Origin of the sequence: Chryseobacterium gallinarum (assembly GCF_001021975.1) — a bacterium.
In the GTDB taxonomy this organism is placed as follows: Bacteria; Bacteroidota; Bacteroidia; order Flavobacteriales; family Weeksellaceae; genus Chryseobacterium; species Chryseobacterium gallinarum.
On record NZ_CP009928.1, the window covers coordinates 4,547,627 to 4,563,760 of the forward strand.

Sequence of the window (16,134 nt, forward strand, 5' to 3'; positions counted from 1 at the left end):
TTTTGATAAATGAACCTATTAAAAATACTGAAAAAATCTGTCATAGACAGCCAAATTTATGTCTCTCTGATGGGAACTCTTTTTGCAGTATTTTTCATGAAAGAGCAAAACACATTCCGTTTGCCCACTATAGTCTTTATTTTCATTACGTATTTCAGTGGCTATCTGTACACTAAATACCAATATACGAGACATTTTTTTAAGATATTGGTTCTGAATGCAGTAGCCGGAATAGTATGTGCTCTTTTAATTATTTATAATCATAATGAGGTCAGGCTCCTGAAATGGTTTATCATTGTAGTACTGGGGCTATTGTACAATAGTTTTTTTCTGGACGTGTATATCCGTAAGATTCCTTTTTTAAAAGTTTTTTATGTGGGATTGATCTGGGCCCTGGTGAATTGCTGGCTGACGCTTCCGGAATTCAGCATTCCTATTTTTCTGATCAGTTTTTTTTATATCACGGCATTGGTGCTTCCGTTCGACATCCGGGACATGAACAGTGACAGGGTAAAAACTTTTCCCATGCTGGTAGGAGTTCAGAATACAAAATACATTGCATACATCCTTGTTTTTATAAGTTGCATCATCGGGATTTTTACCCTGAAACCTCTGTATGCGGTTTCTTTTTTCCTTTCCTGTATTGTCACTTTTTTCTTGATTTATTTCTCTGAAAATAAAAGAGATGACGCTTATTTTTCATTCGGGGTGGAGACCTGCTCGGCACTTCCTTTTTTATTTTTGCTAATAATGGAGTATTTTTGACGAATGATTATCAAGAAACTTTCCCTGTACAATTTCAAAAACCATTCGGAGAAAAAATTTGAGTTTTCCCCGCAGATCAACTGCTTTGTAGGTAATAATGGTGTGGGAAAGACCAACATCCTGGACGCACTGCATTATTTGTCCGTGGGAAAAAGCTTTCTGGGAAATACTGACGTTAACAATATTAAAAAAGAAGAAGATTTCTTTACTATTGATGCTGAAATTCAAAATGAGGACAGTGATGATATAATCAGAGTTTCCCAGCCTAAAGAAGCTAAAAAGGTCATCAAAAAGAATGATAAAAGCTATGACAGGCTTGCAGATCACATCGGATACCTGCCAAGTGTTATGATTTCACCTTATGATTCCAACTTAATTTCGGATTCAGGGGAAAGCAGACGCAGGTTTCTGGATTCGATGATTTCCCAGACAGATTCTGAATATCTTTTTGACCTGATCCAATACCAGAAAGCCATTCAGCAACGGAATGCCCTATTGAAATATTTTGCCAAAAACAGAACCTGGGACAGGGATTCCCTGGAGATTTATGATGATCCGATTAGCCGGTTCGGGACTAAGATTTTTAATAAAAGAAAAGAGTTTGTAGAACAGCTCAACCCTATTGTTCAGAATTTTTACCAGATCATCTCCGGTGGAAAAGAAACGGTTTCAGTGATTTACGAATCTCACTTACTGGAAAATACTTTTGAGAATCTTTTAAAAGAAAGCCTTGAAAGGGACCGCATGCTTACCTACACTTCGAAAGGTATTCATAAGGATGACCTTCTTTTTGAAATGGATCATGTTCTGATCAAAAAAACCGGTTCCCAGGGACAGCAGAAATCTTTCCTTATCTCCTTAAAGCTTGCCCAGATGAGCCTTGTCAAAGAGTTAACTAAAAAGACCCCTATTCTCTTACTGGATGATATATTTGATAAGCTTGATGATACCCGTGTTTCTCAATTGATCGAATTGGTGAACAGGGAAAGCTTTGGCCAGATATTCATCACGGATACACACCGGGAACGTACGGAAAGTGTTGTAAAAAAAATCAATGAAGAAAGTATCATTTTTGAAGTGTAGTCTATAAAAATTCAGGATTCTCACCAATATGGAAAAAAGTACAACTTTAACCTTGGATTCTAAACTTTAAATCTTAAATTTCACAATGTAAGGTTACCTTACAAACCAACTAAGAACCACACACCTCCTCCTCCCGATTATGAAGAAGAAAAAACGTGAATACCAATCCTCCGAACTTGTAAAATCCTTTGCCAGAATATATGGTTTTGAAGATAAGCTTGTGGCTTTTGATATCAAAGATTTTCTAGAAGATTACCTCGATGAAAGCCTGTTCAATGAGATCCGGAGTGTCAACATAGAAAAAGGCTGCATCATCATTAAAATAGATTCTCCATTGCTGAAACATGATTTTCAGATGCGTAAAAGTTTTTATCTGAAAAAATTTCAGGATAAATTCGGTATGGAAAAATTTGAGGATCTGCAGATACTTTAATTTTCGTTATCATGTAAAGGATCAGAAATGTATCTTTGATGCTGTATTTTAAATTTCACGCTGATTTTTCAGATACCGCGGGGTATTCCTCCAGCAGCAAATTCTGGCATCATGAATGTATAATCGTAATATAGTCTAAAATAAAAAGATTGCTCCATTACTTATGAGGCAACCTTTATTTATTCCTATTTTAATGATCCTGTTCTTCCGATTTATTGGAAATCGTACTGCTCATCAGATCATTAGCCTGTTTATCCAACCCTGAGCGTAATGGGAAGAAAAATTTTAACGGATGTTTTACAAAATAACTGAAGATCTCTTTATAGATTTCACTCACCTGCCCAAAATTCATTTTTCTTGACCTGAAAGCCAGGAACATTGACAAGCTGAAACTTACCAGGAAGTTGAAAAAACCTATTAAAAATACAGTGAAGAAGGAAATCCAGAAGGTATAGGAATCTACTGAGAAATCTTTACCATAAAGACCTAATGCAAAGTTTCCTGCAGCAAAGGTGATATGCCTGATATCCAGATCCAGTCCAAAAAACAAGCCTATTGGTGCCGTAGCTCCCAGGAAAACCCCAAACCAGAAATTGGAAACAATCCCCGGCCAGTTTTTAGCATAATATTTTGAAAGTCCTTTTGCAAATTTCTTCCCGAAAAAGCTTCTGATCGAAAGGTTTTTGGCAATCCTCTCCGGAATCTGATAAAACACGGAGTTGTTTCCGATATTTCCTGAAATAATTCCTGAAATAAAAAGATAAAAACCAGCAATACTGGCATGCAGAATAGCCTTAGATTTAAAAGGATCCAGATCTTTTAATAATTTATCCGATCTGTCAACAGCCAGGTTCTGTGAGAAAAAGACATCCAGACCATAGATGATGGCCAATGCCACCGGAAAAGCAAGCAAAACATTTCCTACAAAGGCAATAAACTGACTCCTGAAAAGCTTGGACACAAGGTGTGCAAATTCAGTATTGTTTCTTTTGCTGTTTCCTTCCTCGGATAATACTTTGGTCATCGTAGCTGCAGTCATAGCCGGTTGCTTCGTTGCCAGCGTAAATCCCATGAGGTAAATCATGATAAATCCCATCGCATAGTTCATGGAATACAAAAATGCATGTGAAAAGTCACTGCCGGGAATATAGCCATACAGCATTTTCAAAACACAAAGTGCACCCACTATGATTCCTCCTCCGCTCGCTTTGTAAAACATAGTCATATATTCCCTGCGCGTGGATGTGATATAGTGAGCTCCTGTTTCCGCTGTGTGATTGGTAATAAGGTGGGAGATCAGCCTCGTACTATCGTTGATGAGGTCAGCAATATTATTTTTATGAGATTTATAGTTCAGGATATTGAAAATCAACTGTTTTGACTTGATCAGCACATCTTCTTCAGAATCAATCACCAGCAGCTGGACAATCTCATAGATCCTCTTTGTCTGCTGTCGGATTTTCAGTAAAGACTGGTTAATCTTTCCCGAAATACCATATTTGGCAGAATTTTTAAAAGCAATGTTTACAAATTCAAGGCATTGTTCTGCATAGATCTTAATTTGCTTGTACCTGCTGTCTTTGGAATGCAGTTGCAGTTCAGGATCATTAACCAGATCTTCTGCCAGTGTTTCCAGCTCATTCTGAAGGGCTAAAAACGGGTTATCAAGGTTTCTGTATTGGGGAGCCATCCTTACGACTTCCACTTCCATCGCCATTCCGGTTACCCGCCAGGAAAGAATATTCATTGAAAAGATAAGTTCTTTCTTTACATTTGGCCTGATAATAAAATCTGAAGCTCCCAGAAGGGTTAAAAACTCATTGATCTCATTTTCGGGAAGGTTGTGCAGGTATTTCAGATCCGTTTTAGGTCTCAGACTTACATTATCGATCATATACCAAACCGTTTTCTCATTCTCTACCGGAGGTAATACCTTATTCAGAATCCTTTTTTTCAATTCCGGGAAAAAGGCGTTTTCTGAAAGGATATTGGCTTCTGTGAGAGACAGGTTGAAAGGCCTTCCTTTAAAAATATTATGGATATAATGTTTAAAGTTATCCGCAAAATTGGGATTGCTTCTGAGAAAATTGAGCACATCTGTAAAGTCCGCCTTTTTTATACTTTCCAGAAATTCTGCAAAGGGTTCTAAAGAAAGGGTTTCGTTCTTAAAAGAAAAATATTTTTTAAGAACTGACTCAAAATTTGTGCTGGAATTAAAGAATTTCATTAGTACAAAGATACTATTTCAAACTCACATTCCTCATCTGTCTCATGATCCAATTGTGTTTCTTCCTCAGATAAGGGGATGGATTTTTAGGATCGTATTTCTTCGGATTGGGCAATACAGCGGCAATCCAGGCTGCATCCGAAGCACTTAAATCTTTAGATGATTTTCCAAAATAATACCGGGCAGCAGCTTCTACTCCAAATACTCCCTGTCCCATCTCGATAGAGTTCAGATATCTTTCAAGAATAATATCCTTACTCCATACTTTCTCGATAATGAAAGTATAAATAGCTTCCAATCCTTTTCTGATCCAGCTTCTGCCTTGCCAAAGAAAAACATTTTTGGCCGTCTGTTGGGAAATGGTACTTCCTCCTCTTATTTTTTTCCCTTTTTCATTATACTTCATTGCCTTTTCAATAGCTGTATAATCGAAGCCGTTATGGTTAAAAAACTTTTGATCTTCAGAAGCGATCACTGCTTTTTTCACATTGTTCCCCATATCATCATAAGAGATATAATCTCTGTGAAGTTTCCCATATTCAAAAAGCCCTCCTATCTGGGTAATGGTAATCGGCGGATTAAAAAACCTGCCCCAGATAATAAATACAACATTCATTACAAGAATGATGAAGATAAGCTGTTTAATTTTTTTCCACATAACTTCTATAAAAAGAAAGGCAAAAATAAGCAATCGCCCGGGTTACTGCAACTCTTTCATATAAGTCAGCTGATAACCGGGCAATAGTTCGGGATGAAAAATTTTAATATAATCTTTGAGGATCAAATCGGCTCTTACCACTCCGCTTTCAAAGAAGTCATTGGCTCTTTGTTTTTCTTTCCCTGATAATGTATAGATTTTCCCTTTATTGAAGACTTCTAGTTTTCCATATAAGGAATTTACTTTCTGCATTTCTTTTTTAGAGGTATAGTTTCCTGCATTTACCCAGTACTGTACGCCGTTAGTTTTTGCAAACACTTCTTCAAACCCCATGGTTAATGCTTTTTCATCCTTATTATCTTTCAGTATATATGAAGCATTGGCATCAGCAATATAATGAGCAACAGAGGTATTTCCACCAGGAAGATACCATACATCACCATACATTTCATTGGCTAAAACCAAAGGTTTTTCTTTAGAAGTAAGGGCCAGTTTTTTTAATTCATTATAATTTTCAGCTATTTCCTCATATTTGGCTTCCGCTTCTTTTTCTTTTCCTAACAACTCTCCAAAAAGCTTTATATAGGCTGTTTTCTCTAATGGCTTCTGTTCCATATACTCATCCAGGAATATAACCTGAATTCCGTTATTTTTCAGTAATTCGTAGGTATTCTCAAAACTGGCAATATGATTGGTGAAAATAGCGTCAGGTTTCAATGCGATAATTTTCTCGACATCATATTTCTGATCACTTCCTACATTTTGGATTTTCCCTTCTTTAATAAGGTTTTGAATTTTTTCTGAATAAATATACTCCGGACTAGAGACTCCGATAATCAGATTTTCGGCTCCAAGCTCTGAAATATACCCTGCCATACTTGCGTTCAGAAGAATGATTTTCTTAAAAGGAGTCTGATTTTTATTAAAATTATAGGTGAAATTTCCTGATTTCAGCTCCAATGTTCCATCATGCTCCTTAAATTGGGTACGGCTTGAAATATGAGTCCAGTCTGAGGACGAAATTTTTGATTCTCTTTTACAGGTAATTAGCGAAAAAACCGTAAATAAAAGTAAAATTTTCTTTTTCATCTTTCAAAGAACGGAAAAAAGTGCTATATTTGCAAACCTTTAAACAATAAGGAAACAACGGCCTCGTGGCGCAACTGAATAGCGCATCTGATTACGGCTCAGAAGGTTACAGGTTTGAATCCTGTCGAGGTCACTTAAGGAGACAACTATTAAATAGTTGTCTCTCTTTTTTTGTGCATAAAAATCTATATATCAAACTTTTACAATCTGATATGTTATGGTTTGAATTTTTACGTATAAAAACCTGAGTCTGTCTGAAATTGTCAGTCTAAAAGTGCTATAACAGTGATTTCAGCAGCATTGAAGCGTGGTTTGAAATCCCATTAAGGTTCTAGTATTTTTTTCTCTTTTGGCTTATCATAATTTTTTGATACTAATATAATTTTAGCTTCCTTCTCATTTACCTAAATTCCATTCTTAGCTAGAAGAATAATTGCTTGCTCAACTGAAACGTTTTTATCAATGAAATTCATTTTTCTTATTAGATTCTCGGTTAATTTTTTTTAATAATATTTTTGAAAATGCTTGATTCAAGTCCAAAGAGAGATCTCCTGTTTTATAATCAATATCTTTCATACAATATGTTTCTTGATGGTAGTAGCTTCATTCTATCAAGTCTGATCGTCCCGCTCCTCTTAATAACAAAACTCTTCCAAATCATTATACTTGAGCCTTTCAACAAAGTAATCTGGACTTTCTAACAAACCCTAAAGGACAGCATCGATGTAATTTTGTGTCAATAATAACGATGCAATTGAGCGAAGTTTTAAAAGACAATAAAATGAAAATAATTAACCAACATTATGTCGATGGTCAATTTCGGCCTTCGACAGGTAGCGAGAAAATGGATATCATTAATCCTTCGGATGAAAGCCTCATCGGCCATGTCTTATTGGGTAATGAGCAGGAAATGGAGGCTGCAATAGTTGCTGCATCAGCAGCTTTACCTTCTTTTTCACAGACGAGCAGAGAACAGCGCATGGATTACCTACAGCAATTACATGATGCGCTAATGGAGCGGCTCGACGATCTGCAGGAAGTAACCACTACAGAGTATGGTGCAACGGTACAACGGTCTCGCTGGTCAAACCAGTATGCCGCTGAGACTTTCCTCTACTTCAAGGAAATCCTTAAGGATTTTTGTTTCGAACGTCGCATAGGCCAATCTGTAGTTTCTATGGTGCCAGTTGGCGTAACTGGGATCATGACGGCCTGGAATGCCAATTCAGGTTCCATATGTGTGAAGCTGGCTGCTGCGATAGCAGCCGGCTGTACCGTAGTGATTAAACCCAGTGAAATGAGTGCGATGCAGTCGCAGGTTTTGGCAGAGTGCTTCGACCGAGCTGGACTTCCAGCTGGCGTAATCAATATGGTGCATGGACGCGGAGACATTTTGGGCACGGTATTGTCTACCCACCCTGCTGTGGCCAAAATTCTGTTCACAGGTTCTACAGTGGTTGGCAAGATCATTGCGCGTAATGCAGTGGACACCATGAAACGCGTCACGCTGGAACTCAGTGGAAAATCACCGAATATTATTCTCGATGATGCGGATTTCGATACTGCAATACCGATGGCGATAAATGCGGCCTTTATGAATAGTGGTCAGGCTTGTATTGCTGGTACACGACTGCTGGTGCCGGAAGCTAACCTGCAAGAGGTTAAAGATATCTTGCTTAAAACGATGGCTACACAAAAAGTTGGTGATCCAAGAGATGGGCAGACGGTCATTGGGCCAATGGCCAGTCAGAAACAGTTTGACCGGATACAACATTATATCAGGCTGGGTATCAACGAGGGTGCAGAACTTTTAGTTGGCGGTCTGGGCAAGCCGGAAGGACTAGAGAACGGATTTTACGTCAAACCCACTATATTTACAGGTGTAAGTAATGAAATGACAATTGCGCAGGAAGAAATTTTCGGGCCTGTATTATCTGTTATTACCTACAAAACTGAAGAAGAAGCTATTGCCATTGCCAACGATACCATATATGGACTGCATGCTTATGTAAGCAGTTCAGACATGGAGCGGGCACAACGAGTGGCAGCACAGATCAATGCAGGCAGGGTTTCGATCAATACGATCTATCACGATGCATTGGCACCATTCGGCGGATTTAAACAATCTGGCTTGGGCAGAGAAGGTGGCCTATATGGCCTCGAGGAACAATTAGAACCAAAAGTAATTATAAGCTAATCGTTATGGAATGCAAAAATGATATTTCCGAAAAAGCAAAAGATGCCGCTACAGGCCCCAGAATAGTACTAAATACGTATTCCGGGAACACGATTGAAGGCGAAGCTTTTGTAGCAGATCATATCTTCAGTTATATTCTCCAGGGTAAGCAGGATGTCTGGCTTGCTGATCAAAAACACTCTTATCGGGAAGGTGACTTCCGCTTTTTCCGACGCAATCAGCTGACCAAATACGTAAAAAGTACCACCGATGGAAGTTTCAGATCTATAGCAGTGCATATCGATCAGTGCACCTTAAAGGAAATGAGCGAGCAGTACGGACTGAAAGCCAACAGCATAATTGATGCCCATGCTGCACTGCTGATCCACTCGGGGGCATTGCTGAAAGGTTTTGTAGATTCCTTGGTTCCCTATTTGCAGCAGCAAATGGATGACCGCATTGTGTCGCTTAAGGCCAAAGAACTTGTTTTACTGCTTATTCAGCATAATCCGGCATTTAAAAATGTGTTGTTTGATTTTAATGAACCGGGTAAGATCGACCTCGAAGCTTTTATGAACAGCCATTACCGTTACAATGTACCAATGGAACGTTTTGCTTTTCTTACAGGCCGCAGCCTTTCCGGTTTTAAGCGCGATTTTGAAAAGCAGTTTAATACCAGCCCGGGCAGATGGCTGTTGCGGAAGCGTCTGGATACAGCCCGCTTCCTGATCGAACAGCAAAAAGAGAAGCCATCCGATGTATACTTGGATCTGGGTTTCGAGGACCTCTCCCACTTTTCCTTTGCCTACAAAAAAGAATTTGGTTATGCGCCAAATAAAAAACATTCATAGCATAAAAATCAATTAAAATGGACATACAATTAAAGGGTAAACGTGCCCTGGTAACCGGATCTAGTTCCGGATTGGGCGAAGCTATTGCCAAAATGCTCGCAAGTGAAGGCGCCATGGTAATCATACATGGGCGTAACCTTAAACGGGCCAATGATGTAGCTGCAGAGATTAACGCTTCCGGTGGATCTGCCACAGTAGCGATCGGAGACGTTGCGACAGATGAAGGCGCCGATGCTGTAGCTGCAGCGGCACTCTCCTCCGGACCGGTGGATATACTGGTTAATAATGCCGGAGTTACTTCCCACAAATCATGGGGCGAAGCAAGTGCGGAAGACTGGTTAGCGCTGTACAATACTAATGTGGTTTCATATGTACGGATGATACAACGCATCGTTCCACAGATGAAGGAGCTTGGTTGGGGCAGGTTAATACATATCGGTGGTGGACTGGCTATACAGCCCATAAAGGAACAGCCACATTATAATGCTACCCTTGCTGCGCGGCATAATATGTCTGTATCGCTCGCTAGGCAGCTTAAAGAGACGGGTATTACCTCTAATATCGTATCTCCCGGAGCTATCATCAATCCAATGGTAGAGCAATGGCTCGAGCAGGCAGCACCTAAATTTGGCTGGGGAACGGATATGGAAGAGATTAAGTACAAAGCAGTTCAGGAGCTTATCCCCAATGATACCGGTAGGTTTGGTGCACCTGAAGAAATTGCGGGTGCCGTTGTCTACCTCTGTAGTCGTTTTGCTGACTATATCAGCGGTTCTGTACTACGGGTCGACGGAGGGACAATCCGTTGTTTATAAAATCAGACCAACAAAGTGAAACAGCGGTTTATTTACCGCTGTTTTTCTGTTTTTGAAACTTTTTGTTTTCATATTTACTATAACTGCATCTGCTCTGTAGACCAATCTAAGATCTTCCTCACCTTTTCATCGAAGATGTGCTGCAAACACCACAGTTACCACCTGTTCGAATGTTTGTCTAATTTATACGCAATTTACAGATATATTATTCAACGATCAGCTATAGCATCATCTTGTTCGCGGATTAAAATAACCAACTCGACAGCTAATATGTCCGCTTCAACCGATTGTTTCTTTCTATAGCCTTTGGCCTGGTCTACATTTGTCTCAACAAAAAGGAAATCAGAACAAAACTTTAAAACAAGAAACAATGAAAACAAAACTTACAACACTTCTTTTAGCAGCTGCATTCTCTCTAAGTATACCTACAATTGCCAGTGCTCAAATCAACAAAACAACCAATACTGTTTCAAAAACAGACACCAGCATCCGTCCGTTTAAGATAAACATTCCACAGTCAAAGCTTGACGAGCTCAAACGCCGTATCGCAGAAACTCGCTTTCCCGATAAAGAAACTGTGAATGATGAATCTCAGGGCATTCAATTAGCACAGTTGAAAGAACTGGTAACCTATTGGGGGAAAGGATATGACTGGAGAAAACTTGAAAAAAAATTAAATGCTCTTCCGCAATACATAACAAAAATTGACGGTTTGGATATCCAGTTCATTCATGTCCGCTCAAAAGAATCCAATGCACTTCCGGTAATCCTTACCCACGGTTGGCCAGGATCACCGCTAGAATTCATAGATGCCATTGGCCCGCTGACTGACCCTGTAAAATATGGTGGAAAAGCGGAAGATGCATTCGATGTGATTATCCCCGCAATCCCAGGATATGGCTTTTCAGAAATTCCCAAAGAAACAGGTTGGAATCCAGACCGCGTTGCCAAAGCTTGGGATGTATTGGTAAAACGCCTTGGCTACACAAAATATGTATCGGAAGGTGGTGATCATGGTTCAGTGATCTCCGATGCGCTGGCGCGACAGGCTCCAGCCGGGCTTCTTGGAATACACCTTACGATGCCCGCAACAATTCCCGCTGAATTGGTAAAACCGATTAACGCTGGTGACCCTACTCCTATCGGACTTTCAGAAGACGAAGCTAAAGCATATAATTCTCTAAGTACATTCTTTGGAAGAAATGCAGCTTATGGTGGAATGATGGTTACAAGACCACAGACAACAGGTTATCTTCTTTCTGATTCTCCAAGTGCACTTGCGGCATTCTTGTATGAAAAAATTGCAGAATGGACAGAAAGTGACCTACAACCCGAGAAAGTAATCAATAGAGATGCAATACTAGATGATATTACCTTGTATTGGTTGACGAATACCGGTGCTTCCTCGTCACGGTTCTATTGGGAAAACAATAACAATAATTTCAGTTCAGATCATCAAAAAACAAAGACTATAAAAGTTCCTGTGGCTATTTCCGTATTCCCACATGAAATCTACCAGGCACCTGAAAGCTGGTCAAAAGCCGCTTATCCCACCCTATATTATTATCATAAAGCGAAAAAAGGAGGACACTTTGCGGCATGGGAGCAACCTCAGATTTTTACTGAAGAACTTAGAGCTGCATTCAAATCCCTTAGGTAATAATATAGTTTAATCCTTTATAAAATTCCAACAATGAAAAAGATCATAATAACAGCCACATTTTTAGCGATGTTTGTATTAGGAACTGTACCTACCTACGCACAAATTGCCTCTAATAATACCGTTCAGCCAGATCAGAGCATTCGTCCATTCCACATCCGAATACCGGATGCAAAGATCACGGATCTGAAAGCACGACTACGGAATACAAAATGGCCGGACAAGGAACTTGTCGATAACGAAACACAAGGAGTCGAACTTACTACCATGAAGTCACTTGCGGACTATTGGTTGACAAAATATGACTGGCGAAAAATAGAATCAAAACTAAATTCTTACCCGCAGTTCACTACAAATATTGACGGAGTGGATATTCATTTTATTCATGTCCGCTCAAAGAATAAAAATGCACTTCCAATAATTATTACCCATGGCTGGCCAGGATCGGTTATCGAGCAATTAAAGATAATTGAACCGCTTACCAATCCGGAGAAATTCGGAGGAAAAAAAGAAGATGCTTTCGATGTCGTAATTCCGTCAATCCCCGGGCATGGTTTTTCGGGAAAACCCACAGAACTTGGCTGGAACCCTGTACGGGTAGCCAAAGCATGGATCACACTAATGGGCAGACTGGGTTATAACAAGTATGTTGCTCAAGGTGGTGACTGGGGAAATGCAATCTCCGAAAATATGGCACTGATTGCTCCCAAATCATTACTTGGAATTCATACCAATATGGCAGCCACAGTACCAAGTGAGATATCGCAGGCCTTGGCAAAAGGTGTTATACCTACGGATTTAAGTCCAGATGAAAAGAATGCGTTCACACAACTGGACTTTTTCTATAAAAAAGGTTTGGGCTACGCCAATGAAATGAGTCTACGCCCTCAAACCCTTTATGCAATTGATGATTCACCGATCGGACTAGCAGCCTGGATGCTTGACCATGACGACCGGAGCCAAAAATTGATTACACGTGTATTTGCAGGTCAGCAGGAAGGACTGTCCAAGGATGACATCCTTGACAATATATCCTTGTATTGGTTTACAAATACGGGAATATCTTCAGCGCGTCTGTACTGGGAGGCATCCCAAGGGTCCACAGCTGGATTTTTTGATCCAAGGGGACTAAAGATTCCGGTAGCGGTAAGTGCTTTCCCTGATGAAATCTATGCTGTTCCAAAAACCTGGGCCCAACGAGCCTATCCGAACCTGATCTACTTCAATAAATTGGAAAAGGGCGGGCATTTCGCTGCCTGGGAGCAACCGGAACTCTTTACAAAAGAAATGAGAAATGCCTTCAAAGCTTTAAGATCAGATCTATAATTAGGGTTTTGAAAAAGTGGACTTTTTTATCGCATTCCCCAAGATCTTCGATGCCCATAAGTGCCGGCTTCAATGGGAAAAAAGTCCATTCTAACCACATTCTACTGTTATGAACCTGTTATTTACGATCTATTTGCATAACAAAACAACAGTTTTTAACAAAAAAATAAGAAAAATGAACAAGCTAGCAATTTTAATGATCACAGTCCTAATGATGTTCTGCGGTTATTCCAAAGGCCAGACTTCCAATGGTCAGGTTACATGGGAATGTATTCTCAAAAGGAAATCCCCTGACGAAGGGGAAATTTCAATGAAAGCAAAAATACCCCAAGGGTGGCATATGTATGCGCTGGGAAATAGTCCCCAAAGCCCCATTAAAATGAACTTTAAATTCCAGCATGATAAATCTTATGAACTGGTAGGGAAAGTGACCCAGCCTACACCACTCCGAAAGTTCGAAAAAGTATTGGGTATTCCTGTAACCTATTTTGAGAACGATGTTGAGTTTAGTCAAAGAATCAAAATAAAAGGAAAGAATGGCACCATCAGGGGGACAATTCAGTTTATGCAATGCAGCGATGAAATCTGCATCCCTCCTCAAGACTTTGGTTTTGCTCTCAAAATCTTCAGTTTATAATTGTCATATCAAAAACCCTTAATTCATCTTTTCATCAGTAAAATAAAAATCAATAGCATGAAATCGATAAAAGAAATATTATACGTCTTAAGTCTTCCTTTGATCATCACATTGATTATGGCTTTCAAAGGATTTGCAGATGACCAGAAATTAGAAAACATCAAAGCAAAAAATTCGGGTAAAAGCTTCGCCGTCGTCGAACTGTTTACTTCCGAAGGTTGCTGGAGCTGCCCTGCTGCAGACGAACTGATCGCTAAGCTCGAAAAGAATAACGAAAACAAGAAACTTTTTATTCTGGCATACCATGTAGATTATTGGGATCATCAGGGATGGAAAGACCGTTTTAGCAAAGACAGGTTCACAGAAAGACAGAAACAATATGCAACGTGGATGAACCTAGGGACCTTATACACGCCCCAGATGATAATCAATGGCAAGACAGAAACAGTTGGCTCCGAATCCACCAAAGTATTACGCAGCATTCAATCGGCAATGCTGGAGACCCATGCGGAAAACCTGATTGTAAAAATAGAAAAATCCGAAGGTAAATCTATTCAGATCAGCTACACCTCGAAATCAGCATCGAAAAACTCAACAATTCTCATGGCACTTGTTCAAAAGAAAGCCTCCTCGCAGGTGTCAGCAGGTGAAAACGCGGGAAAAGCGCTATCACATGTACAAATTGTACGGGACTTGCAAAGCCGAACACTTCAAGCCAATGGCAGCTTCTCATTCAAACTTCCGGATACCAAAGAAGATTGGGAAATTATCGCTTTTGAACAGAACCAAAATTCTGGAGAAATCATTGATGCGACCAGCGTAAGCTTATAAGGAGACCCTGTCCAACTCAACACCAAAAATTCTTTATTCAACTTTCAATATGTCCGGTTCAACGCCTTTGATCTTTTCGGCGGTCATTGTTTACTATAATTTTATCGAAACAAAAGAGAAAATATCATGAAACACGCAAAACAAATAAGAATATTACCCATTGCATTCCTCTGTATCTTAGCAGCTTTTATAGCCTTACAGTTTTTCAATGCGCAGATCGAACAAAGGCCGGTAACCGGACCTATGAAAAATGTACCTCAAGAGGTCACTCAGGTTTTAGAACGTTCCTGCTATGACTGTCATTCAAATTCGCAGCATCTCACTTTTTTAGATAAACTCGCTCCAATTTCCTGGATCGTCAACAAAGATATCCGCAGAGCCCGTGAAGTAATGAATTTTTCGGAATGGGACAAATTATCCGAAGCTGAGCAAAAGGGGAAATTCTACGCAATATTCAATATGGTTCGTGCCGAGAAGATGCCTCTTCCCTCCTATGCCATGACGCACCCAGGAGCTAAACTCTCACAAAATGAGATTGAGACCATTAAGCAGTTTGCTTTATCTCTCTCAGAAAAAGACAGTTTTATTCCCGCGCATATGAGCCCTGTGGAAGCTGGTTCTAAAGTACAAACTTTGACCACTGCCATACAACCTGGAGTTCTAGTTTCTCCCAATGGGATCAGCTACAATGCCGACTTCAAAAATTGGAAAGTGATCGGCATGAGCACACTCATTGACAACAGCATACGGGTAATCTACGGAAATGACATCGCTGTAAAAGCGATTCAGGAAGAAAATTTTCATCCTTGGCCAGATGGAAGCGCAGTAGCAAAGGCAGTTTTCAAGCAGACAAAAAAAGCGAACGGTGAAATTGTACCAGGTGACTTCGTGAACATGCAATACATGGTCAAAGACGGGAAAGAATATACGGAAACTGAAGGCTGGGGATTTGCAAAATTCAATGGACAGAAATTGAAACCAACAGGAAAAACAGCATTGTTCGCGCAACAGTCCTGTATCAGTTGCCACAGGCAGCTAGCGGAATCGACAGGCTTTCTTTTCAATGTGCCGCCAAAAGTAAATTCCAGAAAATTAATTGAACACTATTTAAAAACCGCTCGAAATGAAAAAAGTCTTATCCATAGTTCTATTAACTAGTTTAATTTTTGGCTCATGTGCCAAAAATCCCGAAAAAGAAACTGGAAAAATCCGCTTTATGTTTGATCCGGGAAGCTTGAAGTTTATTTCATCTTCCTTTAATCCAAACTTACAGACCATGTCTGCGCTTTACGGCAATCAAAAGGGAATTTCAGCACTGGAAACAAAAAAAGGAATCATAGGAGTAGATCTTAAGCTCGTGACTTATAAAATGCAGGATGACCCAAATTATTTTGGAAGTAAGGTCAATGGTGAGTTGTTAAGTGTCGAGACCGTTAAAACCGATCAAATGGGAAATCTCAAATATGGAATCGAATTCGGAAGGGTTTCTTCTAATGAATCCAGTAAGCAACGTATGAGTTCCATCCTTGAATACCAGCCCATAAAATTACCTCAATAATTCTCCGACCTTAAAATTTTAAATC

15 protein-coding genes and 1 tRNA gene are annotated in these 16,134 nt (G+C 39.7%); 13 read left to right on the forward strand and 3 right to left on the reverse strand.

The genetic code is table 11. The features are described from left to right. Positions 1 to 9 precede the first annotated feature (9 nt). From OK18_RS20380 to OK18_RS20390, 3 genes are all read left to right on the forward strand, one after another. The gene (locus tag OK18_RS20380) at positions 10 to 765 is read left to right on the forward strand and encodes a UbiA prenyltransferase family protein (RefSeq protein ID WP_053329207.1); all 756 of its coding nucleotides are present in this window, start codon (positions 10 to 12) and stop codon (positions 763 to 765) included. A gap of 3 nt (positions 766 to 768) precedes the next feature. Further along, entirely contained in the window at positions 769 to 1,848 is a 1,080-nt protein-coding gene (gene recF / locus OK18_RS20385) for a DNA replication/repair protein RecF (RefSeq protein ID WP_050020330.1), read from the forward strand. 139 nt (positions 1,849 to 1,987) lie between these two features. After that, on the forward strand, positions 1,988 to 2,281 hold the full coding sequence (locus tag OK18_RS20390) for a hypothetical protein (RefSeq protein ID WP_053329208.1): 294 nt from the start codon (positions 1,988 to 1,990) through the stop codon (positions 2,279 to 2,281). Positions 2,282 to 2,471: 190 nt separating this feature from the next. Here the strand turns inward: OK18_RS20390 and OK18_RS20395 are convergent, their stop codons facing one another. Genes OK18_RS20395 through OK18_RS20405 form a run of 3 tightly spaced genes read right to left on the reverse strand, consistent with a single transcriptional unit; the run spans position 2,472 to position 6,255 of the window. Further along, entirely contained in the window at positions 2,472 to 4,508 is a 2,037-nt protein-coding gene (locus OK18_RS20395) for a recombinase (protein ID WP_053329209.1), read from the reverse strand. A gap of 13 nt (positions 4,509 to 4,521) precedes the next feature. Further along, positions 4,522 to 5,166, reverse strand: coding sequence for a monofunctional biosynthetic peptidoglycan transglycosylase (gene mtgA, locus OK18_RS20400; RefSeq protein WP_050020327.1), 645 nt, complete (start codon positions 5,164 to 5,166; stop codon positions 4,522 to 4,524). Positions 5,167 to 5,208: 42 nt separating this feature from the next. Then, positions 5,209 to 6,255, reverse strand: a complete 1,047-nt coding sequence (locus tag OK18_RS20405) for an ABC transporter substrate-binding protein (protein WP_050020326.1) — start codon at positions 6,253 to 6,255, stop codon at positions 5,209 to 5,211. Between the two features lie 59 nt (positions 6,256 to 6,314). Here OK18_RS20405 and OK18_RS20410 point away from each other — a divergent pair. The 10 genes from OK18_RS20410 to OK18_RS20455 all read left to right on the forward strand — a co-directional run bounded on the left by OK18_RS20410 (position 6,315) and on the right by OK18_RS20455 (position 16,109). Beyond that, a tRNA-Arg gene (locus OK18_RS20410) sits at positions 6,315 to 6,388 on the forward strand. A gap of 621 nt (positions 6,389 to 7,009) precedes the next feature. Further along, complete coding sequence (locus OK18_RS20415) at positions 7,010 to 8,452, forward strand: aldehyde dehydrogenase family protein (protein WP_228377662.1); 1,443 nt, start codon at positions 7,010 to 7,012, stop codon at positions 8,450 to 8,452. 5 nt (positions 8,453 to 8,457) lie between these two features. Further along, positions 8,458 to 9,282 carry an AraC family transcriptional regulator gene (locus OK18_RS20420; RefSeq protein ID WP_053329210.1) on the forward strand — a complete coding sequence of 275 codons (825 nt, stop codon included), beginning with the start codon at positions 8,458 to 8,460 and terminating at the stop codon, positions 9,280 to 9,282. Positions 9,283 to 9,299: 17 nt separating this feature from the next. Beyond that, positions 9,300 to 10,097, forward strand: a complete 798-nt coding sequence (locus tag OK18_RS20425; RefSeq protein WP_053329211.1) for an SDR family NAD(P)-dependent oxidoreductase — start codon at positions 9,300 to 9,302, stop codon at positions 10,095 to 10,097. A 370-nt stretch (positions 10,098 to 10,467) separates the two neighbouring features. Continuing rightward, entirely contained in the window at positions 10,468 to 11,757 is a 1,290-nt protein-coding gene (locus OK18_RS20430; protein WP_053329212.1) for an epoxide hydrolase family protein, read from the forward strand. Between the two features lie 69 nt (positions 11,758 to 11,826). After that, positions 11,827 to 13,083 carry an epoxide hydrolase family protein gene (locus tag OK18_RS20435; RefSeq protein ID WP_228377737.1) on the forward strand — a complete coding sequence of 419 codons (1,257 nt, stop codon included), beginning with the start codon at positions 11,827 to 11,829 and terminating at the stop codon, positions 13,081 to 13,083. Between the two features lie 175 nt (positions 13,084 to 13,258). Next, the gene (locus OK18_RS20440; protein WP_053329214.1) at positions 13,259 to 13,720 is read left to right on the forward strand and encodes a protein-disulfide reductase DsbD N-terminal domain-containing protein; all 462 of its coding nucleotides are present in this window, start codon (positions 13,259 to 13,261) and stop codon (positions 13,718 to 13,720) included. Positions 13,721 to 13,777: 57 nt separating this feature from the next. Continuing rightward, positions 13,778 to 14,551: a DUF1223 domain-containing protein gene (locus tag OK18_RS20445; RefSeq protein WP_082129242.1), complete on the forward strand. Its 774-nt coding sequence runs from the start codon at positions 13,778 to 13,780 to the stop codon at positions 14,549 to 14,551. Positions 14,552 to 14,677: 126 nt separating this feature from the next. Continuing rightward, positions 14,678 to 15,709: a heme-binding domain-containing protein gene (locus OK18_RS20450; protein WP_053329216.1), complete on the forward strand. Its 1,032-nt coding sequence runs from the start codon at positions 14,678 to 14,680 to the stop codon at positions 15,707 to 15,709. Then, positions 15,675 to 16,109 (forward strand): hypothetical protein, encoded by a 435-nt coding sequence (locus OK18_RS20455; RefSeq protein WP_053329217.1) that lies wholly within the window; start codon positions 15,675 to 15,677, stop codon positions 16,107 to 16,109. The genes OK18_RS20450 and OK18_RS20455 overlap by 35 nt, the downstream gene beginning before the upstream one ends. Positions 16,110 to 16,134 lie beyond the last annotated feature (25 nt).